Origin of the sequence: Nocardiopsis sp. NPDC006198 (assembly GCF_040613895.1) — a bacterium.
Taxonomy (GTDB): Bacteria; Actinomycetota; Actinomycetes; order Streptosporangiales; family Streptosporangiaceae; genus Nocardiopsis; species Nocardiopsis tropica.
In genome coordinates, this window is the sequence record NZ_JBEXSY010000026.1 from 38,328 (window position 1) to 58,385 (window position 20,058).

The 20,058-nt window shown below is 73.1% G+C and carries 20 protein-coding genes and 1 riboswitch; of the genes, 13 read left to right on the forward strand and 7 right to left on the reverse strand.

The window, feature by feature from the left end; translation table 11 throughout:
- Positions 1–272: 272 nt before the first annotated feature.
- The 7 genes from ABZ234_RS19020 (at position 273) to ABZ234_RS19050 (ending at position 3,146) form a co-directional block, all read left to right on the forward strand.
- The gene (locus ABZ234_RS19020) at positions 273–461 is read left to right on the forward strand and encodes a CsbD family protein (RefSeq protein WP_267946262.1); all 189 of its coding nucleotides are present in this window, start codon (positions 273–275) and stop codon (positions 459–461) included.
- A 47-nt stretch (positions 462–508) separates the two neighbouring features.
- The gene (locus tag ABZ234_RS19025; protein WP_267946261.1) at positions 509–982 is read left to right on the forward strand and encodes an Asp23/Gls24 family envelope stress response protein; all 474 of its coding nucleotides are present in this window, start codon (positions 509–511) and stop codon (positions 980–982) included.
- The gene (locus ABZ234_RS19030) at positions 982–1,302 is read left to right on the forward strand and encodes a hypothetical protein (RefSeq protein WP_267946260.1); all 321 of its coding nucleotides are present in this window, start codon (positions 982–984) and stop codon (positions 1,300–1,302) included. The genes ABZ234_RS19025 and ABZ234_RS19030 overlap by 1 nt, the downstream gene beginning before the upstream one ends.
- A 38-nt stretch (positions 1,303–1,340) precedes the next feature.
- Positions 1,341–1,514 (forward strand): hypothetical protein, encoded by a 174-nt coding sequence (locus tag ABZ234_RS19035; RefSeq protein ID WP_267946259.1) that lies wholly within the window; start codon positions 1,341–1,343, stop codon positions 1,512–1,514.
- A gap of 63 nt (positions 1,515–1,577) precedes the next feature.
- Positions 1,578–1,946: a hypothetical protein gene (locus tag ABZ234_RS19040; protein WP_355012962.1), complete on the forward strand. Its 369-nt coding sequence runs from the start codon at positions 1,578–1,580 to the stop codon at positions 1,944–1,946.
- A gap of 1 nt (position 1,947) precedes the next feature.
- On the forward strand, positions 1,948–2,553 hold the full coding sequence (locus ABZ234_RS19045) for a DUF6286 domain-containing protein (protein WP_355012963.1): 606 nt from the start codon (positions 1,948–1,950) through the stop codon (positions 2,551–2,553).
- A gap of 2 nt (positions 2,554–2,555) precedes the next feature.
- On the forward strand, positions 2,556–3,146 hold the full coding sequence (locus ABZ234_RS19050; RefSeq protein WP_267946256.1) for an alkaline shock response membrane anchor protein AmaP: 591 nt from the start codon (positions 2,556–2,558) through the stop codon (positions 3,144–3,146).
- A 320-nt stretch (positions 3,147–3,466) separates the two neighbouring features.
- Here the strand turns inward: ABZ234_RS19050 and ABZ234_RS19055 are convergent, their stop codons facing one another.
- Complete coding sequence (locus tag ABZ234_RS19055) at positions 3,467–4,735, reverse strand: amidohydrolase family protein (protein WP_355012964.1); 1,269 nt, start codon at positions 4,733–4,735, stop codon at positions 3,467–3,469.
- Between the two features lie 144 nt (positions 4,736–4,879).
- Here ABZ234_RS19055 and ABZ234_RS19060 point away from each other — a divergent pair, with 144 nt between their 5' ends.
- Together ABZ234_RS19060 and ABZ234_RS19065 are read left to right on the forward strand one after the other, a co-directional pair.
- Positions 4,880–5,713 carry a MurR/RpiR family transcriptional regulator gene (locus tag ABZ234_RS19060; protein ID WP_267946254.1) on the forward strand — a complete coding sequence of 278 codons (834 nt, stop codon included), beginning with the start codon at positions 4,880–4,882 and terminating at the stop codon, positions 5,711–5,713.
- A gap of 177 nt (positions 5,714–5,890) precedes the next feature.
- Entirely contained in the window at positions 5,891–7,339 is a 1,449-nt protein-coding gene (locus tag ABZ234_RS19065; RefSeq protein WP_355012965.1) for a sodium:solute symporter family protein, read from the forward strand.
- 90 nt (positions 7,340–7,429) lie between these two features.
- Here ABZ234_RS19065 and ABZ234_RS19070 read toward each other — a convergent pair whose 3' ends face one another.
- From ABZ234_RS19070 to gcvT, 4 genes are all read right to left on the reverse strand, one after another.
- Positions 7,430–8,842, reverse strand: coding sequence for an L-serine ammonia-lyase (locus ABZ234_RS19070; protein ID WP_344178221.1), 1,413 nt, complete (start codon positions 8,840–8,842; stop codon positions 7,430–7,432).
- A gap of 78 nt (positions 8,843–8,920) precedes the next feature.
- Complete coding sequence (glyA, locus tag ABZ234_RS19075) at positions 8,921–10,189, reverse strand: serine hydroxymethyltransferase (protein ID WP_355012966.1); 1,269 nt, start codon at positions 10,187–10,189, stop codon at positions 8,921–8,923.
- 7 nt (positions 10,190–10,196) lie between these two features.
- Positions 10,197–10,577 carry a glycine cleavage system protein GcvH gene (gene gcvH, locus ABZ234_RS19080; protein ID WP_267946249.1) on the reverse strand — a complete coding sequence of 127 codons (381 nt, stop codon included), beginning with the start codon at positions 10,575–10,577 and terminating at the stop codon, positions 10,197–10,199.
- Positions 10,578–10,731: 154 nt separating this feature from the next.
- Positions 10,732–11,847 (reverse strand): glycine cleavage system aminomethyltransferase GcvT, encoded by a 1,116-nt coding sequence (gene gcvT, locus ABZ234_RS19085; RefSeq protein ID WP_355012967.1) that lies wholly within the window; start codon positions 11,845–11,847, stop codon positions 10,732–10,734.
- A 145-nt stretch (positions 11,848–11,992) separates the two neighbouring features.
- A riboswitch (glycine riboswitch) is annotated at positions 11,993–12,093 on the reverse strand.
- A gap of 273 nt (positions 12,094–12,366) precedes the next feature.
- On the opposite strand from gcvT, the gene ABZ234_RS19090 reads away from it, so the two are divergent.
- A complete protein-coding gene (locus ABZ234_RS19090; RefSeq protein ID WP_355012968.1) occupies positions 12,367–13,263 on the forward strand; it encodes a penicillin-binding transpeptidase domain-containing protein in 897 nt (298 codons plus the stop codon).
- A 15-nt stretch (positions 13,264–13,278) separates the two neighbouring features.
- Here the strand turns inward: ABZ234_RS19090 and ABZ234_RS19095 are convergent, their stop codons facing one another.
- Positions 13,279–14,304: an Lrp/AsnC family transcriptional regulator gene (locus ABZ234_RS19095; RefSeq protein WP_344178228.1), complete on the reverse strand. Its 1,026-nt coding sequence runs from the start codon at positions 14,302–14,304 to the stop codon at positions 13,279–13,281.
- Between the two features lie 189 nt (positions 14,305–14,493).
- Between ABZ234_RS19095 and ABZ234_RS19100 the strand changes: the two genes are divergently transcribed.
- The 3 genes from ABZ234_RS19100 to ABZ234_RS19110 all read left to right on the forward strand — a co-directional run bounded on the left by ABZ234_RS19100 (position 14,494) and on the right by ABZ234_RS19110 (position 18,787).
- A complete protein-coding gene (locus ABZ234_RS19100; protein WP_267946245.1) occupies positions 14,494–15,768 on the forward strand; it encodes an amidohydrolase family protein in 1,275 nt (424 codons plus the stop codon).
- 40 nt (positions 15,769–15,808) lie between these two features.
- Positions 15,809–17,410 carry an AbgT family transporter gene (locus ABZ234_RS19105; RefSeq protein WP_267946244.1) on the forward strand — a complete coding sequence of 534 codons (1,602 nt, stop codon included), beginning with the start codon at positions 15,809–15,811 and terminating at the stop codon, positions 17,408–17,410.
- Positions 17,411–17,545: 135 nt separating this feature from the next.
- The gene (locus ABZ234_RS19110) at positions 17,546–18,787 is read left to right on the forward strand and encodes an amidohydrolase family protein (protein ID WP_355012969.1); all 1,242 of its coding nucleotides are present in this window, start codon (positions 17,546–17,548) and stop codon (positions 18,785–18,787) included.
- Between the two features lie 174 nt (positions 18,788–18,961).
- On the opposite strand, the gene ABZ234_RS19115 is transcribed toward ABZ234_RS19110, so the two are convergent.
- On the reverse strand, positions 18,962–20,023 hold the full coding sequence (locus ABZ234_RS19115) for a 3-deoxy-7-phosphoheptulonate synthase (protein WP_267946242.1): 1,062 nt from the start codon (positions 20,021–20,023) through the stop codon (positions 18,962–18,964).
- Positions 20,024–20,058 lie beyond the last annotated feature (35 nt).

The window sequence follows — 20,058 nt, forward strand, 5'->3', positions numbered from 1 at the left end:
GGCGGGACCGCTTTTCGGACTCAGGGGCGCCTTCCGGGGCGCCCTTTTCGTTTTCCCGCGACGCAGGGGTGTGTCGTGCCCGTGGAGGCGGGATGGGAAAGACTCTCTCCTCTTCTGACCAGCGATTCGTTACTCAAAGTATCTTGGCCGCTACGTACAGTGTGTATATGGTGTGTTTAGTTCGGAACTCATCTGGCCATCCCTTGGCGCAGATACCGGGTTTCGGTCCGAAATCTCCGAGAGCAATGCGCTCGGAGGAGGGGGCAGAAAACATGGGCAAGCACTTCGACGACGCCGCCGGCAAGGCCAAGGAGGCCTACGGCAAGGCCGCGGGGGACCGCGGCAAGGAGGCCGAGGGCAAGGCGGACCAGGCCAAGGCCGATGCCAAGGACAAGGCCGACCGGGCCAAGGACAAGGCCAAGGACGCGAGCGAGAAGGCCAAGAACGTCTTCAAGCGCTGACGACCGCTGTGACCACGGGGTTTCTGCACACTGCGCAGGGGGGACCAGTGTCGGACATCAGGACCGAAGCGAAGGTGCCGGGCGCCCGCGAGGCGGGCAGGGGGGACGCCTCCGGCGACGGGGGAGGACGCACCCAGATCGCGGACGGGGTGGTCGCGAAGATCGCCGGGATGGCCGCGCGTGAGATCGGCGGCGTCCACGCGATGGGCGGCGGGACGGCGCGCGCCGTCGGCGCCGTGAGGGACGCCGTGACCGGCGGCGGCGCCGACCGCGGCTCCGTCTCGCGCGGGGTCTCGGTCGAGGTGGGCGAGCGCCAGGCCGCCGTGGACATCGACCTGGTCGTCGAGTACGGGGCCGCCATCCAGGACCTCGCGGCCTCCGTGCGGCGCAACGTCGCCACGGCGGTGGAGCGCATGACCGGCCTGGAGGTCACCGAGATCAACATCAGGGTGGACGACATCCACCTGCCCGACGAGGACCAGGACGACGACTCCGACGACTCCGGGCCCCGGGTCCGGTAGTGGCGGCCGGCGGTGGGGACCCGGGCGAGGTGGCCCGGCGCGTGGCCGAGGAGGCCGTCCGCTTCCCGGACGTGGTGGAGCTGTCGTCCGGAGGGTTCGGAACGCTGGCCACCCCCGTGCCCGGCGGACGCGTGCACGGCGTCGCGGTGCGCTCGGACGGGGTCGAGGTGGGCGTCGTGGTCCGCTTCGGGAGACCGCTGCCGGAGATCGCAGCCGAGCTGCGCCGGGGCCTGGCCCCGCTGGCCGGCGGCCGCACCGTCCACATCTCGGTGGAGGACGTGGTCGCCGGTCTCGGCGACGGCAGCCGGACGGGGCTCTGAACGTGGAAGCAACAGGTGCTGGACAAGAGGGGGAAGCCATGTGGCCCATCGTCGGCCTGTCCTACGGGACGGTACTGGGGCTCGCCGCCGCCTTCGGCGGGTTCGCGGCCTTCGCGCTGGTCCTGGTTCTGGGCCTCGTCGGGTTCGTCGCGGGCCGGGCGATGGAGGGCGAGATCGACCTCGGCGAGATGTTCTCGCGGCGATCGGCCTGAGGCGGGCCCCTCGGACGGGCGAGGGCGCCGCCGACACACACGCCCCGGAGGGAAGGAGCGGTCGTGGCCGGAGTGCGGACCGATACGGTCCCCAGGCAGAGGGAGCACCCGCCCGGCGGGCCGGACCACGGGCGGCACGAGCGCGGACACGGCCCCGCGGGCCGCACCGTCATCGAGCCCGGAGTGGTCGAGAAGGTCGCGGCCCGGGCCGTCCGCGAGGTCGAGGGGGCCCGCGCGGCCAGGTCGAGGGCCGCACGGGCGAAGGTGAGCGGTGACGTGGTCCTCCTGCGGCTGCGGATCACCGTGCGCTACCCGCGCTCGGCGCGGGAGGTCGCCGCCCGTGTCCGCGGACACGTCAAGGACCGGGTCGAGCGGACCACCGGCAAGCAAGTCCACCACATCGACATCGAGATCGCGGAGCTGGTGCGCTGACATGACCACCGTGGAAGAGGTGCTCGGCCGCCCGGACCAGGGCGTCGACCGTCGGGCGAAGCGGGTGGCGGTCCATACCTTCCGGCCGAGGAGGTCGTGGCCCGCGGTGATCACGGGGCTCGTGATCCTCCTCGTGGCCGTCGTCGCCGCCGCCGAGGTGATCTCCGCGCTCGCCGGGAGCCCGCTGCGGCTCATCCCGGTGGGCGCGGCCACCGGATACGCCGGGGCCACCACCTGGTCCGCCCCCTCGGTGCAGATCGCGTCGGCCGTCCTGGCGCTGATCGGCCTGGCGCTGATCGTGGCAGCCCTCACGCCCGGGCACGGGCACTGGACCGCGCTGCGCACCGACGACCCCGCACTGGTGGTGGGGCTCACCAGGCCCGCGCTGCGCCGTGCGGTGGCCGCGGCGGCGCACGAGGTCAGCGGTGTCGACGCCGTGAACGTCGCCGTCCGGGGCAACAGGCTCCGGGTGCACGTGCGCACCGGTATGCGGGAGGCCGCGGGGCTGCCCGCGGAGGTGACCGCGGCCGTGGAGCGGCGGTTGGAGGAGCTGGCGCCGCTGCGCAGCATGCGGATCGCCACCCATGTCAGGTACGCGGAGGTGTGACCGTGGTGCGAGACAGGGCCCGCAGGTCAGCCCGGGGGAACCGGTGGGGCCTCGCGGTCGTGGGTGCGGTCCCGCTCGCCGCGGGGCTGGCGGCGCTCGCCGCGGGGCGCGGGCTGTTCGGCGCGTCCCTCGCGGAGAGCCCCCTGCTCAGCGCGTCGGCGGCCGACTTCCTCGGACGGCCGTGGGTGCCGTACGCGGCGGTCGCGGTGGCGTTCGTCGCCGGGTTCCTGGCGCTGCGCTGGCTGATGATCCAGGGGCTCAACGACACCGTGGGGCGCCTGGTCCTGGACAAGGGCAACGACGGCCGGGTGGAGATGTCCGAGAGCGTGGCCCGCGGAGCGCTGGAGCAGGAGGTCGCGGACTACCCGGGTGTGCGCCGCGCACGTGCGAGGCTGACGGAGTCCTCCGACGCGCCGCACCTGCGGCTGGCGCTCACCCTGGACGACGACGCCGACGTCAGGGGGGTGTGGCAGCGGGTGCGCTCGGACGCCCTGGCGAACCTGCGCAGCTCTCTCGACCTGGAGAGGGTGCCCGCCGTCGTGCGGATGTCGATGACCGCTCCGGCCAAGAACCCCCGGCGGGGCCTCGCCTGAGGGGGAGGGCCCGGGCGGACCCTCCCCGGCTCGGCGCGGCGACCATCCGTCCTCGACCACGCAGCGGGCCGGCGCGAGGCGCCCACGGGGCCAGGGGTGCGTCGGCACGGGTGGTGCGGGTCGCAGAGGGCCTTCCGGTGAGTCGGTGCAGATCCAGACGATCCACACCGATACCGGAGGCCCTCTTCGCCTGGGCCGGGCGGGGTGGGCGGTTCCCGACCTCAGTGGCCAGCACACCTGGGCGTGGTCCGTGGGTGCTTTCGGTGGGCCCGGCGCTCGCGCCGATCGCCGCGGGCCCGGGACGACCCGCGGAACACGGCCTACGCCAGGACGGCGTCCGCGTCGCCGCGCTCGTGCCGCACGCGGCCGTCGCGCAGCACGGTGCGCACGTTGCGCTCGGGGTCCGCGAGCACCCCGATGTCGGCGAGGGGGTCGCCGTCCACGACCAGCAGGTCGGCACGGGCGCCGTCGCGCAGGGTGCCGACGACGCCCTCCAGGCCGAGGAGCCGGGCGGCGTTGACGGTGGCCGAGCGCAGGACGTCGGCGGCGGGCTGGACCCGGCCGCGGATGGCGAACTCCCGGCTCTGGCGGTCCTGCATACCGCCGAGGAGGTCGCTGCCGAAGACCAGGTTCACCCCGGCCTCGTGCGCCATGCGCAGCGCGTCCATGCCGCGGGTGAGGACGGTGTCCACCTTCTCCTGGCTCGCGGCGGGCAGGCCGTAGGCGGCGCCCTGGAGGGACAGTTCCTCGTAGGTCACGAGCGTGGGCACCAGGAAGGCGTCGTGCTCCAGGAACAGCTCGACGCTGCTCCGATCGATGAGGTTGCCGTGCTCGATGCAGCGCACGCCCAGGCGCAGGCCCCGGTTGACGGCGCGGGCGGTGTAGGCGTGGCCGGTGACGTAGCGGTTGGCGGCCTCGGCCTCCTCCACCACGGCGCGGATCTCGTCCTCGGAGGACTGCGTGGAGTCGATGCGGTCGGTCGGGGAGGCGACCCCGCCCGACAGCATGATCTTGAGGTGGTGCGCGCCGGTGCGGAGCTGTTCGCGCGCGGCCCGGCGGAACTCGTCGGGGCCGTCGCAGACCACGCCGGCGCCGGGGCAGCAGGCGTGGGTGTCGTTGCCCTGGCGGCCGGGGCCCCGGAAGTCGCCGTGCCCGCCCGTCTGGGAGAGGGCCTTGCCGCCGAACATCAGCCGGGGACCGTCGACCAGCCCCTCCTCGACCGCGAGGGCCAGGCCCCAGTCGCCCCCGGCGACGTCGCGGACGGTGGTGAAGCCGCGCTTGAGCATGGCGTTGAGGGACGTGGCGGCGTAGCTGGCGATGTAGGAGGGCGAGTGGTCCATGGCCGCGCCGAGGTCGGCGCTGAAGGCGGTCGCGTGGATGTGGCCGTCGATGAGGCCCGGCATGAGGGTGGCTCCGCCCAGGTCGACGACCTCGACGGCCCCGTCCTTCTCGGGGGCGGGGCCGCGGCCGCTGCCCGCGATGAGCCCGTCCTCCACGAGCAGCCAGGAGTCCGGCGTCCTGGTGCCCGCCTCCGGGTCGAGGAGGCCCGCCCCGGTGAAGAGGAGCGGCGGCTGGGACTGGCGGGTCATGTGTACCTCCGATGGAACGGCTCGGCGTGTGGGCCACGCATCTGCAATATATGTTGCATCAAAGGCGCGCGGACGGCCAGGGGGTGGTATCGCTTGGTGGACGCGCGGCCCGGGGTGTTCCGGCCGCGCCGGGACGGAGGGGTGATGGCGGACTGGATCGAGGCCGCGCTCGGCGACGGGCGCCTGGGCCGCGCGGCCGAGCGCGTGGTCAGGGTGCTGCGGGACCAGCCGAGGTTCGCGTCCTACGCGAGCACCGCGGAATTGGCCGAGCGCGCCGGGGTCAACGTCGCCACGGTGGTCCGCGCCGCGCAGGCCCTCGGGTTCAGCGGCTGGCCGGCGCTCCGCGTCGAACTGCGCTCGCGCTACCTGGCCTCCCTCAGCGCGGGGGAGGTGCTGGCCGAGCACGCCGGGTCCGACGCCGACCCGGTCCGGGCGGCGGTCCGCGCCGACCGCGAGGGGCTGCGGACCCTGGAGCTCACGCTCGAACCCGGCAGGGTGCGCGCGCTCGCCGCCTCCATCCACGCCGCGCGCAGGACCAGGGTGGTGGGTTCGGGCACCTTCGCGGCGCCCGGCCTGCAACTGGCGCACGCCGCCGGGATCATGGGCTACGACGTGGAGCGGTTCGACGTCGGGGGGACGGCGCTGGTCAACGCCCTGGGGCGGATGGGACCGGAGGACCTGCTGCTGGCGTGCGACCTGTGGCGGCTGCCCACCGCGCTGCGCGCCGCGGTGAGGGTCGCCGGGCAGCGGTCGGTGCCGGTCGCGGTCATCACCGACCGCAGGGACTCCCCGCTGGCGGAGGGCGCCGCGCACCTGCTGCTCGTCCCGAGCGAGGGGGTGGGCATGTTCCCCTCGCTGGTCCCGGCGATGTCGGTGATCCACGCGGTGCTGGCCGAGCTGGCGCGGATCGGCGGGGACGGGGTGCTGCGGGCCGTGCGCGACACGGAGCGCCTGTGGGAGGAGACGGAGCTCTTCTGAGCGACGGCCGGGTGGATGACCTGCGGCGACGGAGTGACGCGCACATGACGTGATCAGGATCACGTTCTTTGCAATAAGTGTTGCACTTCACTGGCGCGGCTGCTTTCATGGCGGACGGATCACCGCCGGTGGTCTCCCCCCGTGCCCATCCCCTGAACCGAACCTCGCAGGTGGCCAATGCAGACGACCCATCTCGTGATCCTCGCCGTGTACATCCTGGCCATGCTGGGGATCGCCCTCTACTTCCTGCGCTCCGGCAGGGTCAGCGGCGGTGACGACTTCCTCTTCGCCGGACGCAGCCTCCCCCGCCCGGTCATGATCGCCACCATGCTGGTCACCTGGGTCGGGTCCGGAACCATCATCGGCGGCGCCAACTTCGCCTACACCTACGGGCCGACGGCCGGGCTCGTCTTCTTCGCGGGCACCCCGCTGGGCATCCTCGTCCTGCTCCTGGCGGCCCGCCGCATCCGGAGGGCGTCCAGGCACACCATCCCCGAACTGCTGGAGGTGCGCTTCGGGATCGGGGTCCGCACCGTCGCGGCGGTGGTCACCACCATCGCCTTCCTGGGGCTGACCGCCTCGCAGTTCGTCGGCGGCGGGTACGTCGTCAGCCTGGTCACCCCGCTGTCCGCCACCCAGGGGACCGTGCTCATCGCCGTCGTCGTGACCCTGCTGACGATCAGCGGCGGCCTGTTCTCGGTCGCCTACACCGACTTCGTGTCCGCCATCCTCATCGTGCTCGGCCTGTGCATGGCGCTGCCCCTGGTGTTCGCCGCGGTCGGCGGTCCGGGCGCCTACTGGGACGGGCTGCCCGAGCAGGCGCGGACCTTCAGCGGCGGGCTGAGCGCGCTCCAGCTCCTCGGCTACTTCCTCCCGCTGTTCCTGCTGCTCCTCGCCGACCAGAACATGTACCAGCGCCTCGCCGCTGCCAAGGACGAGCGCGACGCCAGGTCCTCCACGCTGGGCATGCTGGTGGGCAGCTTCTTCGTCTTCATCCCCGTCGTCCTGCTCGCCACGGCCGCCGCCGTCCTCATGCCCGGCATCAACGGGGACATGGCAGTTCTCGCCCTGGCCTCCGAGGGCTACCTGCCCGCCGTCCTGGGCGGCCTGATCCTGGCCGGCGCGGTCGCCTTCGTCATCACGACGGGCTCGTCGTACATGCTGTCCGGAGCCTCCAACGTCGCCTACGACCTGTACGCGCGGTTCGTCGGGGACCGGGTGAGCGAGCGGAGCAAGCTCGTGGTCCAGCGGCTGTCGGTCCTGGGCATCGCGCTCGCGGGCCTGGCCCTGAGCCTGTACTTCCCGACCGTGCTCGAGCTCCAGATGTACTCGTACACCGTCTACGGCGCGGCGATCACCCCGGTGGTCCTGTCGGTGCTGTTCTGGAAGCGTGCGACCACCGCCGGAGCCGTCGCCGCCCTCGTCGTGGGCGCGGCCACGACCATCGGCTGGCAGCTGGCCGGGACCCCGGCCGGCCTGAACGGGGTCATCGCGGCCCTGCCCGCGGCCCTGGTCGCCCTGGTCGTCGTCAGCCTCCTCACGAAGGCGCCGGACCCGGAGAGGGTGGCCGCCGCCGTCGCGGCGCCCGAAGCCGACACCGGCGCCGAGGCCGACGCCTCGAAGTGACCCGCCCCCGGGCCGCGCTCACGCGCGGCCCGGCCGGCGTCCCCGCGCAGCCGCAGGCGGGGCTCCCGGTCGACGCGGGCGGCCGGAGCCTCAGCACTCGATGACGTTGACGGCGAGGCCGCCGCGCGAGGTCTCCTTGTACTTGTCCATCATGTCGCGGCCGGTGTCGCGCATGGTGCGGATGACCTTGTCCAGCGACACGAAGTGGCTGCCGTCGCCGCGCAGCGCCATGCGGGTCGCGCTGATCGCCTTCACGGAGGCGAGGGCGTTGCGCTCGATGCACGGCACCTGCACGAGGCCGCCGATCGGGTCGCAGGTCAGCCCCAGGTTGTGCTCCATGGCGATCTCGGCGGCGTTCTCCACCTGGGCCGGGGTGCCGCCCAGGACCTCCGCCAGGCCGGCGGCGGCCATCGAGGAGGCCGAGCCCACCTCGCCCTGGCAGCCGACCTCCGCGCCCGAGATCGACGCGTTCTGCTTGAACAGGATGCCGATCGCGGCGGCCGTGAGCAGGAAGCGCACCACGCCCTCGTCGCCGGCCCCCGGGCTGAAGTGCAGGTAGTAGTGCAGCACGGCCGGGACGATGCCCGCGGCGCCGTTGGTCGGAGCGGTCACCACACGGCCGCCCGCCGCGTTCTCCTCGTTGACGGCCAGGGCGTACAGGGTGATCCAGTCGCTGCCGCGCATCGGGTCGGGGTCCACCCCGGTCGGCGCCAGCAGGCCCGCCTCGTCGCAGTTCCCGCCCAGCTGCCGGTACAGGCGGTGCGCCCGGCGCGGCACCTTCAGGCCGCCGGGGAGGCTGCCCTCGGTCATCACGCCCCGGCGCACGCACTGGCGCATCGCGGTCCAGATGACCAGGAGCTCCTCGCGGATCTGCTCGGGGGTGCGTCCGAACGCCTGCTCGTTGTCGAGCATCACCGCGCTGATCGACTTCCCCGTCTCCGCGCAGATCGCCAGCAGTTCCTCGGCGCTGTCGAACGGGTGCGGGACGACGGTGGCGTCGGGTGTGATCCGGTCGGCTCCGGCGGCGCGCTCGTCCACGACGAAGCCGCCGCCCACCGAGTAGTACACCTTGGAGGCCAGTTCGCCCCCGTCGGCGTCCAGGGCCGCGAACCGCATCCCGTTCGGATGGTCGGGCAGGCTCTCCCGGCGGCGGAAGTCGATGTCCACGGCCGGGTCGAAGGCCACCCGCGGCCCGTCCGGGCCGCCCAGGTACAGGCCCCGGTCGTCCCGGACCCCCTCGACGAGCTCGGAAACCCCGTCCACGTCCACGTGCTCGGGGGTGTGGCCCATCAGCCCCAGCACCACGGCGGTGTCGCTGCCGTGCCCCTTGCCGGTGAGCGCCAGGGATCCGTACAGCTCGGCCCGGACACGGGCGGTCCGGTCGGCCGTGCCCGCCTCGCGCAGCCCGGTGGCGAACGTGCGGGCCGCCTTCATCGGGCCGACCGTGTGCGAGCTGGACGGCCCGATGCCGATCTTGAACAGGTCGAACGCGCTGATGGCCATGGCTGTCCTCCTCGTTGAGTACAGGGCCCGGGGAGCAGGGGTGCCGTGCGGGGCCCGGGGCCCCGCACGGCGGGCGCCCTACAGGTTGGGGTAGAGCGGGTACTTGGCGGTCAGGGCACGGACCCTGCCGCTCAGGGTTTCGGCGTCGAACTCCGGCTTGAGCGCCTCGGCGATGACGTCGGCGACCTCGGCGAAGTCCTCGTCGCCGAACCCGCGGGTGGCCAGGGCCGGGGTGCCGATCCGCAGACCGGAGGTGACCATCGGCGGGCGCGGGTCGTTGGGCACCGCGTTGCGGTTGACCGTGATCCCGATGCCGTGCAGGCGGTCCTCGGCCTCCTGGCCGTTGAGCCGGGAGTCCACCAGGTCGACCAGGACCAGGTGCACGTCCGTGCCCCCGGAGGCGACCTTGACGCCGGCCTCGGCCATGTCCGGCCGGGTGAGGCGCTCGGCGAGCAGGCGCGCACCGCTGACGGTGCGGCGCTGGCGCTCGGCGAACTCCTCGCCCGCGGCGACCTTGAACGAGACCGCCTTGGCGGCGATCACGTGCTCCAGCGGGCCGCCCTGCATGCCGGGGAACACCGCGGAGTTGATCTTCTTGCCGTACTCCGACTTCGCGAGGATCATGCCGCCGCGCGGCCCGCCCAGCGTCTTGTGCGTGGTGGTGGTGACCACGTCGGCGAACGGCACCGGGTTGGGGTGCAGCCCGGCGGCGACCAGGCCGGCGAAGTGCGCCATGTCCACCATCAGCAGGGCGCCGACGGAGTCCGCGATCTCCCGGAAGCGGGCGAAGTCCAGCTGGCGCGGGTACGCCGACCAGCCGGCGACGATCATCTTCGGCTGGTGCTCCTTGGCGAGCGCCTGGACCTCGTCGTAGTCGACGGTGCCGTCCTCGTCGCGCACGTGGTAGGCGACCGCGTTGAGGATCTTGCCGGAGTAGTTGATCCGCATGCCGTGGGTGAGGTGGCCGCCGTGGGCCAGGTCCAGGCCCAGGATGGTGTCACCCGGCTTGAGCAGTGCGAAGTACACGGCCGTGTTGGCCTGCGCGCCCGAGTGCGGCTGCACGTTCGCGTGCTCGGCGCCGAACAGCGCTTTGGCGCGGTCGATCGCGAGCTGCTCGACGACGTCGACGTGCTCGCACCCGCCGTAGTAGCGGCGGCCGGGGTAGCCCTCCGCGTACTTGTTGGTCAGGACGGTGCCCTGCGCCTCGATCACCGCCTGGGGGGCGAAGTTCTCCGAGGCGATCATCTCCAGGGTGTCGCGCTGGCGGGCCAGCTCCGCGTCGACCGCGGCCGACACCTCGGGGTCCAGTTCGCCCAGTGTCTGGTTGAGCGTGTTGTCAGTAGCCATCGGGGGCCTACTCCTCGCCTTCGGTCAGCTTCGTGTACTCCTCGGCGGAGAGCAGCCCGGAGGGCTCCTCGGCGAGCCGGGCCCTGAACAGCCAGCCGCCCTCGAAGGGGGCGGTGTTGATCGTCTCGGGCGCGTCCTCGAGGGACTCGTTGACCTCGACGACCTCGCCGCTGACCGGCGAGTAGATGTCGCTGACGGACTTGGTGGACTCCACCTCGCCGCTCGGCTCACCGGCGGTCACCTCGCTGCCGACCTCGGGCAGCTCGACGAAGACGATGTCGCCCAGGGACTCGGCGGCGAACGAGGTGATCCCGACGGTGGCGATCCCGTCCTCGACCGCGACCCACTCGTGTTTGGCCGTGTAACCCAGCTCCGTGGGAACGCTCACTTCAACTCTCCTTGGAGGTGTTCCATTTTCCTGCCGTGCACCTGTGCTGCCCGGCCCGGCCTACGCCCGGTCGCGCCACGTGCGTGCCGGTCCCCGGTCAGGGGATCCGGCCGCGCGGGGCGCGCGGGCCTTCGGGGTGTGAAGGCCCCTGCTGCTACGGCTGCCGCTTGTAGAACGGCAGCTCGACCACGTCGACGTCCTCGTCCCTTCCGCGCACGTCCACGGTGAACGCGCCGGTCGAGGTGTCGAGGTCGCCGTCCACGTAGGCCATGGCGATGGGGCGGCCCAGGGTGGGGGAGGGCGCGCCGCTGGTGAGGGTTCCGACGGTCTCGCCGTCGCGGAGGACGTCCTGGCCCTTGCGCAGCGGGCGGCGCCCGCGCGCGACGAGGCCGATGAGGCGGCGGGGGCGGGCGGTGCGGGAGGCCTCCTCCAGGGCGCCGCGGCCCACGAAGTCGCCCTCCTTCTCGAACTTGACCACGCGGCCCAGCCCGGCGTCGAAGGGGGTGAGCTCCGCGGTGAGCTCCTGCCCGTACAGCGGCATCCCGGCCTCCATGCGGAGGGTGTCGCGGGCCGACAGCCCGGCCGGGACGAGCCCGTGCCGTTCGCCCTCGGCCATCAGGGCGTCCCAGACCAGGGGGGCCTTCTCGGCGGGCCGGACGAAGATCTCGAAGCCGTCCTCGCCGGTGTACCCGGTGCGTGCGAGCAGGACGGGTTGGCCGGCGACGGTGTGCTCGTACCCCGCGTAGTAGCGGATGCCGTCCAGGTCCGCGTCGGTGAGCGGCGCGAGGATCTCGACCGCGCGCGGCCCCTGGATCGCGATCAGGGCGTGGTCGGCGGACTCGTCCGCCACCTCGACGTCGAAGCCCTCGGCGCGTTCGGCCAGCGCGGCGGCGACCACGGGCACGTTGGCGGCGTTGGCCACGACGAGGTACTCCCCCTCGCCCAGCCGGTAGACGATGAGGTCGTCCAGGACGCCGCCCCCGGCGTCGGTGATCATGGTGTAGCGGGCGCGGCCGACCTTGACCTGGGACAGGTGGCCGACCAGGGCGAAGTCGAGGGCTTCGGCGGCCTGCGGGCCGGTGAGGCGGATCTCGCCCATGTGGGAGAGGTCGAAGAGCCCGGCGGCCTCGCGGACCGCCTTGTGCTCGGCGGTCTCGCTGCCGTAGCGCAGCGGCATGAGCCATCCGGCGAAGTCGACCAGCGTGGCGCCGGCCTTCTCGTGGACCTCGCGGAGCGCGGTGGCGCGCGGCGCTGATGCGGGATCGGACATGGGCACTCCCGAGAGGATGGGCGTCGTGTCGTGCAGAGGCGTTGCCATCCTCCCCCTCTGTCATCTGTGCCTGAGAGCTTCGCCGCGCGCTCGGCGTGGCTTGCACCTTCGGCGAGGGACGCTGGTCCCTGCTTTCCAGAGTGGTCTCGCCCGTACGGTCCGCTGTGCCTGAGAGGTTGTCGTGGGGAGGGATTGCTCCTTCGGCGGCCCGAGATGGCTACGCGGGCACTCTCCCGTACGGGGTCAGCAACACGTTCAGCCTAGCAGCGGGCGCACACGGCCCCCAAAGGTGCCCGGGCCGGGGCGGGAGCCGGGGGCGGGGCCCGGCACGGGCCCCGGGGGGGAGCCGCCGCCCGGCCGCAGGAGTCGGGCCGAACCCGTCGCGGAGGGGGGCTCCGGGGGTTAGCGTGATCCGGGGACGGACTTCCTGCGTGGGAGGGATGACGGGTGCGAGCCGACGGGAACCGGGAGACGGGCGGACGGGCGCGGGCGGCGCGCCGAGGGGGGCGGCCGGCGGCCGTGCACGGCACGGCGGTGCTGGCCGCGGCGTGCGTCCTCGGGCTGACCGCGGGCAGCGGGTGCGCGCAGGGCGGCGGTGGCGGGCCGGAGGCGCCGTCCGAGGGGCGGCTGGAGGCGAGCGCGCACGAGCGGCGGGGCGACGTCGCCGCGGTGGAGCGCCAGGACCTGGAGTCGGTGTTCGCCGAGGCCGGCGTGGAGGGCACGTTCGTGCTCCACGACACCCGTGCCAGGGAGTCGACCCTCGTCGGGGCGGAGGCGGCCTACGAGCGCGCTGTGCCCGCGTCCACGTTCAAGCTGGCCAACACCCTGATCGGCCTGGAGACGGGCGCGGTGTCGGGACTGGACGAGGTGCTGCCCTACGGCGGCGGGCCGCAGCCCGTCGAGGCGTGGGAACAGGACATGTCCCTGAGGGAGGCTTTCCCCGCCTCGAACTTCCCCGTCTACCAGGAGCTGGCCCGCAGGGTGGGGCACGAGCGGATGGCGGCCTGGGTGGACCGCTTCGACTACGGGAACCGGGACATCGGCGGCGAGGACGTGGAGGACCGGTTCTGGCTGGACGGTCCGCTGGAGGTCTCCGCCGTGGAGCAGACCGAGTTCCTGGCCTCGCTGGCCCGTTCGGAGCTGCCGGTGGACGCGGCCCACCAGGAGGCGCTGCGCGAGATCGCCCTGGTGGAGGAGGGTGACGGCCACGCGCTCTTCGCCAAGAGCGGTTGGGCGGTGGACGTCGATCCGGCCCCCGGCTGGTGGGTCGGCTGGGTGGAGCGCGGGGAGGACCTGCACACGTTCGCCCTGCGCATCGAGATGGACGACGACGCGAACGCGGAGCTGCGGGAGCCCCTGGCCCGGGAGCTGCTGGTGGAGCTGGGCGCGCTGCCGGGCGGGGCCGCCGGGGACTGACCGGGCGCGCCGCCGTCAGGGGGTCCCGGCCGGGAGCAGCTGGACGGGGACCGAGCGGGTGAAGCGCTGCTCGGCGTCCATCACCCCGCCCATGAACTTGAAGGTGCGCAGGGTCATCCGCCGGTCCGCGATGCGCAGGCCGGGCAGCTCCTCCAGGAGCTGGCGCTCCACCCGGGTCAGGTCGGGGGCGTTGCGCAGCCACAGGATGAAGAGGGTGTTCTCGGGCCCGGCGATGGTGGTGCACAGGCGTACTTCGGGGATGCGCTCGCCCAGGTCGCTGGCGCCCTCCAGGACGCGGGGGTCGACGGTTCCCCAGAGGGTGGCGGCCGCGTGCCAGCCCATGCGGGCGCGGGAGATGTCGCAGCGCAGCCCGACGAGCGCCTGGCGCAGGAGCCGGTTGACGCGCCGCGCGGCGGTCGTGGGCGCGATGTCGAGGCGTTCGGCGATGTGCTGGTACCCGAGGCGCGCGTCGACGCACAGCAGGTCGATGATCCGCTGGTCGAGGGGTGTGACGCGCTCGTCGCCCGGTCCGGGCCCCCGCACGGGGGAGAGGGCCCGCAGCCGGCGCCGCTGGTGCGGGGACAGGGCGCGGACCTGCCACAGGTAGGCCTCCCGGGGCACCTCCGTCACGACGTGCACCCGGTAGGACACCACGTCGGGGAACCCGCCGACCCAGTTGAGCAGGTAGTCGGCCAGCCCCGCGCCGGGGACCACGGTGAGCATCAGCTGGTGCGACCCGGCCACGAACTGGATGCTGAGGGTGTCCCGGTCCTGCGCCAGGGCGGCGGCCACCCGCTCGACGGTGCCGTTGCGGCAGCTGAGTTCGACGTAGGACAGGTTGCGCCGCGCCATCACGCGCTGCCGCGGGAAGACGGCGATCCTCGCCAGCCCCTCCTCCTCCAACCGCCTCCACCTGCGCGCGAGCGTGGTCGGGTCCGCCTCCAGGATCGGCGACAGCTCGGCCCAGGAGGCGCGGGGCGCCATCTGCAGGGCGTTGACCAGCGACAGGTCGAACTCGTTGGGTGTGGTGGATTCCTGCATCAGCGACCTCGAAAAACTCTTTTCCGGCGATCTGGGCATCTTAGGGGTGGCCGAGCGTAGGTTTTCGCACAGCCGTCAAACGGCTCTGAGCTGCGTATTTCCAGAATGTTAACCATGGCCGGAGCATTGATTTCGCATTGTGGAATCAATGTCGGAGATCTGGCGAGGAGAAGGGTGAAGGTGGCGCCGATGGCTTCGGAGGACACCGCTGTCGTCTTTCGCAACGGGACGGTCGTGGACGCGACCGGTGCCGGACCGCGCGAGGACTGGGTGGTCGTGGCCCGCGGCGGCCGCATCGACTGGATGGGACCCGCCGCCGACGCGCCCGAGATCACCGCGCCGCACCGGGAGATCGACGCCCGCGGCGGCACCGTCCTCCCCGGGTTCGTCGACGCCCACGTGCACATGACCATGGGGGGCGACGGCATGAACCCCGCCGCGTTCCTCCACCAGCCGCCGCACTACGGCTACTACACGGCCATCCCCCGGCTGCGCGCCACCCTCGACGCCGGCGTGACCAGCGTCCGCGACCTCGCGGGCCTCGACCTCGCGGTGGTCCGCGCGGTCGAGGAGGGCATCGTCGCCGGCCCCCGCATCACCACCGCGTACCGCGCGCTCGGGCCCACCGGCGGCCACGGCGACTTCCGCACCTGCTGCGGGTTCGACTTCGGCACCGTCCTGGGCCCCGGCGGCGCGGTGTCCATCAACACCGACGGCGCCGCCGAGGCCCTGCGCGGCACACGCGAGGTCATGCGCAAGGGCGCCGGGGTCGTCAAGGTCATGGCCGGCGGGGGCGTGTGGAGCCCCCAGGACACCCCTTGGCACGACGGGCTCAACATCGAGGAGATGACGGTCGTCGTCCGCGAGGCCGCCGCGCACGGGATCCCGGTCGCCGCCCACGCCCAGAGCGCCCGCAGCATCCGCAACGCCCTCGCCGCCGGTGTCACGAGCATCGAGCACGGCTACGAGATCGACGCCGAGGGCATCGAGGCGATGCTCCGCGACGGCGCCTTCCTCGTCCCCACCCTGGCCACCGCCACCACGCCGCCCGACCCCGCGAAGTCGGCGGGCTACGCGGTGGAGAAGAAGCTCAGGCTCCAGGAGCACCTCGGCGAGAACATCTCCGCCGCCGTGGCCGCCGGGGTGCGCGTCGCCCTGGGCACCGACTCCGGCATCTTCCCGCACGGCCGCAACCTCCACGAGCTGGCCCTGCTCGTCGAGCACGGCATGACCCCCATGGGCGCGATCCTCGCCGGGACCCGCGAGGCCGCGGAGCTCCTCGGCGTCGCCGACCGGGTCGGCACCCTCCAGGTCGGCAAGCGCGCGGACATCGTCGTCTGCGCGGGCGACCCCCTGGAGGACATCACGCTGCCGGGAGACCCGGCCAACATCACGGTGGTCGTCAAGGACGGCGTCGTCCACAAGGACACCACCGCCCCAGGCCGGCCGCCGGCCACCGCCTGAGCCCCCCAGCCCCCGCCCCCCATCCCCCCGTGAGGTGACCATGACCACGCAGAGCCCGAAGAAGGGCGCGACCGGCGGTGGGACCGCCCAGGCGCGCCCCGGCCTCCTCGCGCGCTCCCTCGACGGCATCGAGCGCGTCGGCAACAAGATCCCCGACCCCTTCGTCCTCTTCCTGATCCTCTTCGCGATCATCGCGGTCCTGTCGACGGTCATGTCGCTCAGCGGGGCCACGGTCGAGGTGCCCGGGAGCGAGGACGGCGTCCAGCCCGTCAGGAGCTTCTTCTCCGCCGAGGGCATCACCTGGCTGACCACGTCCCTGGTCACCAACTTCGTGTCGTTCCCGCCGCTCGGCGTCGTGCTGACCGTCCTGCTCGGTGTCGGCGTGGCCGAGCGGACCGGGCTGCTCACCGCGCTGGTGCGGCGCGCCTTCGGCGGCGCCCCCCGCTGGCTGCTGCCCTACGTGGCCTCGTTCGTCGCGGTCTCCGGCAGCATCATGAGCGACGCGGCCATGGTGGTCATCCCGCCGCTGGCCGCCATGGTGTTCAAGGCCGCCGGGCGGCACCCGGTGGCGGGCCTGCTCGGCGCCTACGCGGCGGCCACGGCCGCGTTCAGCTGCAGCCCCTTCGTCACCAGCACCGACGCGCTGCTCTCGGGCGTCACCAACGCCGCCGCCGAACCGCTGGGCCTGGGCACCTACGTCAGCCCGATCTCCAACTACTTCATCACCCTCGCCATCGCGCTGATCCTCAGCTTCGCCGCGGGGTTCATGATCGACCGCGTCCTGGAGCCGTCCCTGGTCCGCCGGGGGATCGCCCGCGACAAGGTCCGGGCCGAGGCGGGGACCGAGGAGTCCGAGGCCAAGGTCATGGACCCGAACCTCACCGACACCGAGCGGCGCGGCCTGCGCCGGGCCGGGGCGGCTCTGCTGCTGACCGCCGCGGCGGTCCTCGCCCTGTGCCTGCCCCCGGGGGCGCCGATGCGCAACGAGGACGGCGCCTTCCTGCCGGAGTCCCCGCTGCTCAGCTCCGTGGTCTTCATCGTCTTCATGGTGCTCCTCCTCCCCGGCGTCACCTACGGCGTCGTGACCGGGAGCATCCGCAAGGGGGCGGACCTGGCCCTCGTGATGGGCCAGACGGTCAAGGAGATGTCGCCGTTCATCGTGCTGGCCTTCGTGATGGCGCAGTTCCTGGCGCTGTTCAACTGGACCAACATGTCCAGCTGGATCGCCATCCAGGGGGCCGAGGGACTGGAGGCGACCGGGTTCACGGGCTTCGGCGCGATCCTGTGCTTCATCCTCCTGGCGTTCATGGTGAACCTGTTCATCATCTCCGGGTCGGCGATGTGGGCGCTGCTCGCGTCGGTCTTCGTGCCGATGTTCGCGCTGCTCGGCTACGAGCCCGGGTTCATCCAGGCCGCCTTCCGCATCGGCGACTCGACCTCGAACGTCCTGTCACCGCTCAGCCCGTACCTGGTGATCATGCTGGGGTTCCTGCGCGCCTACGAGCCCAGGGCGGGCATCGGCACCGTGATCGCCCGGTGCCTGCCCTTCACGGTCGTGTTCACCGTCCTGTGGATCGGCGTGCTGGCCGTGTTCTACTTCGGCGGCATCCCCGTCGGCCCCGGGATGAACGTGCGCATCTGATCCGACCGCCCGGCCGGGGCCCGCGTCCGCGGGCCCCGGCCCCGCACGTCCCGGGCGCTCCCCGCCGGGGACGCGCACCGTCCGCACCACCGCACCGCGCGGCGCCGCCGCGCAGCACCGACGTGAGGAGTCGTCATGACCGGCACCAGGACCCTGTACCGAGACCTGACCCTGATCGACGGGACCGGGGCCGGCCCGGTCGCCGACGCCGCCGTGCTGGTCGAGGACGGCACGGTCGCCTACGCCGGCCCCGCGGCCGGGGCCCCGGAGGCCGACGGGGCGACGGAGACCGTGTCCCTGGGCGGGCGCACCGTCCTGCCCGGGTTCATCGACACCCATGTGCACCTCGGCGTGGCCGACGGCCGGGCGCTGGCGGTCAACCACGCCGACATCCCGCTGAGCCTGCACGCGCTGGAGACCGCCGAGCGCATGCGGGTCACCCTGGCGGCGGGCGTGACCGGCGTGCGCGACCTGGGCGGGGCCGACGCCGGGTTCCGCACCGCGCAGGAGAGCGGGCTCGTGCCCGGCCCGCGCATGCGTGTGGCGCTGCGGCTGATGAGCCACACGGGCGGCCATGCCGACTTCACGCTCCCCTCGGGCCACGACCCCCACGCGCACGGGCTGTCGGTGACCGAGATCGTCGACTCCCCCCAGGAGGCGCGGGTGGCCGCGCGGCGCCTCATGCGCGACGGCGCGGACGTCATCAAGGTGTGCGCCACGGGCGGGGTGTCGAGCCCGTCGGACACCCCCGACGACGAGGGGCTGACGACGGAGGAGATCGCGGTCATCGTGGAGGAGGCCTCCCGCCACGGCGGTCGGCCGGTCGCCGCCCACGCGCAGGGCGCCGCGGGCATCCGCAACGCGGTCCTGGGCGGGGCGGCCAGCATCGAGCACGGCTACCTGGTGGACGACGAGGGCATCGACCTGATGCTGGAGCGGGGGACCTTCCTGGTCCCGACGCTGGCCACCTTCGACTTCGAGGACCGCGTCCACCTGATGACGAGGAAGGCGGTGGAGACCAAGCGAGCCCTCGCCGAGCGCACCTTCGAGCGGATCGCCGAGGCCGTGCGGCGGGGCGTGAGGGTCGCCATGGGCACGGACGCGGGCATCTCCGAGCACGGGCGCAACCTGAACGAGCTGCGCCACCTGGTGTCGGTCGGGATGAGCCCCATGGACGCGATCGTGGCGGGCACCCGCAACGCCGCCGAACTGCTCGGTACGGCGGACCGGGCGGGGACCGTGGAGGCGGGCAAGCTCGCCGACCTGGTCGTGTGCGACGGCGACCCGCTGGCCGACGTCGCCCTGCTCGGGGACCCGGGGCGCGTGGTGATGGTGGTGCAGGGCGGCCGGGTCGTGAAGGACATCAGGGCCTCCTGAGGACCGGCCGGCGGCCCCCGGGCGCCATGCGGAGCAGAGGGGCGGGGCGGGCGCCGGAGGTCCGCCCCGGACCGGCGGCCGGTTCCGACCGCGGAACCGGCCGCGTCCGCGGACGGCGTCCGCCGGGCCCGTCCGCCCCGGACGGGCGCCCCGACCCGGGGCGCCCCGGGTGCGTCAGGCGGCGTTCTCGCGGCGCTTGCGCACGGCCTCGGCGAGCTGGTTCAGCACCTCGCCGGTGGTCTCCCACCCCATGCACTTGTCGGTGATCGACTGGCCGTAGGTGAGGTCGGCGGGGTCGCCGAGCTTCTGGGCGCCCTCGACGATGAAGCTCTCCAGCATGACGCCGATGACGCCCTTCTGGCCCGCGGCGACCTGGGCCGCGATCGCGGAGGCCACGCCCGGCTGGCGCTTGTGGTCCTTGCCGCTGTTGGCGTGGCTGGCGTCGATCATGAGGCGCCGGGGCAGGCCCGCGTTCTCGATGACGTCGAGGGCGGCCCCGACCGGCTCCGTGTCGAAGTTGGGGCCGCTGCGGCCGCCGCGCAGGATCACGTGGCAGTCCGGGTTCCCCTCCGTGACGACGACCGACCCGGCCCCGGCCGGGTCGACGCCGAAGAAGGTGTGCGAGGCGGAGGCCGCGCCGACCGCGTCCACCGCGACCTGCACGTCGCCGTCCGTGCCGTTCTTGAAGCCCACGGGGGTGCTCAGGCCGCTGCTGAGCTGGCGGTGCACCTGGCTCTCCGTGGTGCGGGCGCCGATGGCCCCCCAGGAGACGACGTCGGCGATGTACTGCGGGGTGATGGGGTCGAGGAACTCGGTCCCGGCGGGCAGGCCGAGGGAGTTGATGTCGAGGAGGAGCTTGCGGGCGGTGCGCAGGCCGTGGTGGACGTCGTAGGTGTCGTCCAGGTGCGGGTCGTTGATGAGGCCCTTCCAGCCGACGGTGGTGCGCGGCTTCTCGAAGTACACGCGCATCACCACGCACAGGTCGTCGCGCAGGGACGGCACCAGCTCGGCCAGCCGGCGGGCGTAGTCCAGGGCGGACTCGGGGTCGTGCACCGAGCAGGGGCCGACGACGACCAGGAGCCGGTCGTCCTCACCGTCCAGGACGCGCTTGACCTCGGCGCGGGACTCCTCCACCAGGGCGCTGCGGTCCGGGCCCAGCGGGAGTTCTGCGAGCAGGTCCCGGGGGGCGATGAGCGGCTTGTAACTCGCCACCCGTGTGTCGTTGGTGCTCGGCATCGTGTAGTTCCCCTTGGTCCCGTCTGTCCATGTAT

Coding starts and splice junctions, on each gene's coding strand:
- ABZ234_RS19020 (WP_267946262.1), top strand. CDS start 273: ATGGGCAAGCACTTCGACGACGCCGCCGGCAAGGCCAAGGAGGCCTAC.
- ABZ234_RS19045 (WP_355012963.1), top strand. CDS start 1,948: ATGACCACCGTGGAAGAGGTGCTCGGCCGCCCGGACCAGGGCGTCGAC.
- ABZ234_RS19100 (WP_267946245.1), top strand. CDS start 14,494: ATGGCTTCGGAGGACACCGCTGTCGTCTTTCGCAACGGGACGGTCGTG.
- ABZ234_RS19115 (WP_267946242.1), bottom strand. CDS start 20,023: ATGCCGAGCACCAACGACACACGGGTGGCGAGTTACAAGCCGCTCATC.
- ABZ234_RS19110 (WP_355012969.1), top strand. CDS start 17,546: ATGACCGGCACCAGGACCCTGTACCGAGACCTGACCCTGATCGACGGG.
- ABZ234_RS19105 (WP_267946244.1), top strand. CDS start 15,809: ATGACCACGCAGAGCCCGAAGAAGGGCGCGACCGGCGGTGGGACCGCC.
- ABZ234_RS19035 (WP_267946259.1), top strand. CDS start 1,341: ATGTGGCCCATCGTCGGCCTGTCCTACGGGACGGTACTGGGGCTCGCC.
- ABZ234_RS19055 (WP_355012964.1), bottom strand. CDS start 4,735: ATGACCCGCCAGTCCCAGCCGCCGCTCCTCTTCACCGGGGCGGGCCTC.
- ABZ234_RS19060 (WP_267946254.1), top strand. CDS start 4,880: ATGGCGGACTGGATCGAGGCCGCGCTCGGCGACGGGCGCCTGGGCCGC.
- gcvT (WP_355012967.1), bottom strand. CDS start 11,847: ATGTCCGATCCCGCATCAGCGCCGCGCGCCACCGCGCTCCGCGAGGTC.
- ABZ234_RS19070 (WP_344178221.1), bottom strand. CDS start 8,842: ATGGCCATCAGCGCGTTCGACCTGTTCAAGATCGGCATCGGGCCGTCC.
- ABZ234_RS19095 (WP_344178228.1), bottom strand. CDS start 14,304: ATGCAGGAATCCACCACACCCAACGAGTTCGACCTGTCGCTGGTCAAC.
- ABZ234_RS19065 (WP_355012965.1), top strand. CDS start 5,891: ATGCAGACGACCCATCTCGTGATCCTCGCCGTGTACATCCTGGCCATG.
- glyA (WP_355012966.1), bottom strand. CDS start 10,189: ATGGCTACTGACAACACGCTCAACCAGACACTGGGCGAACTGGACCCC.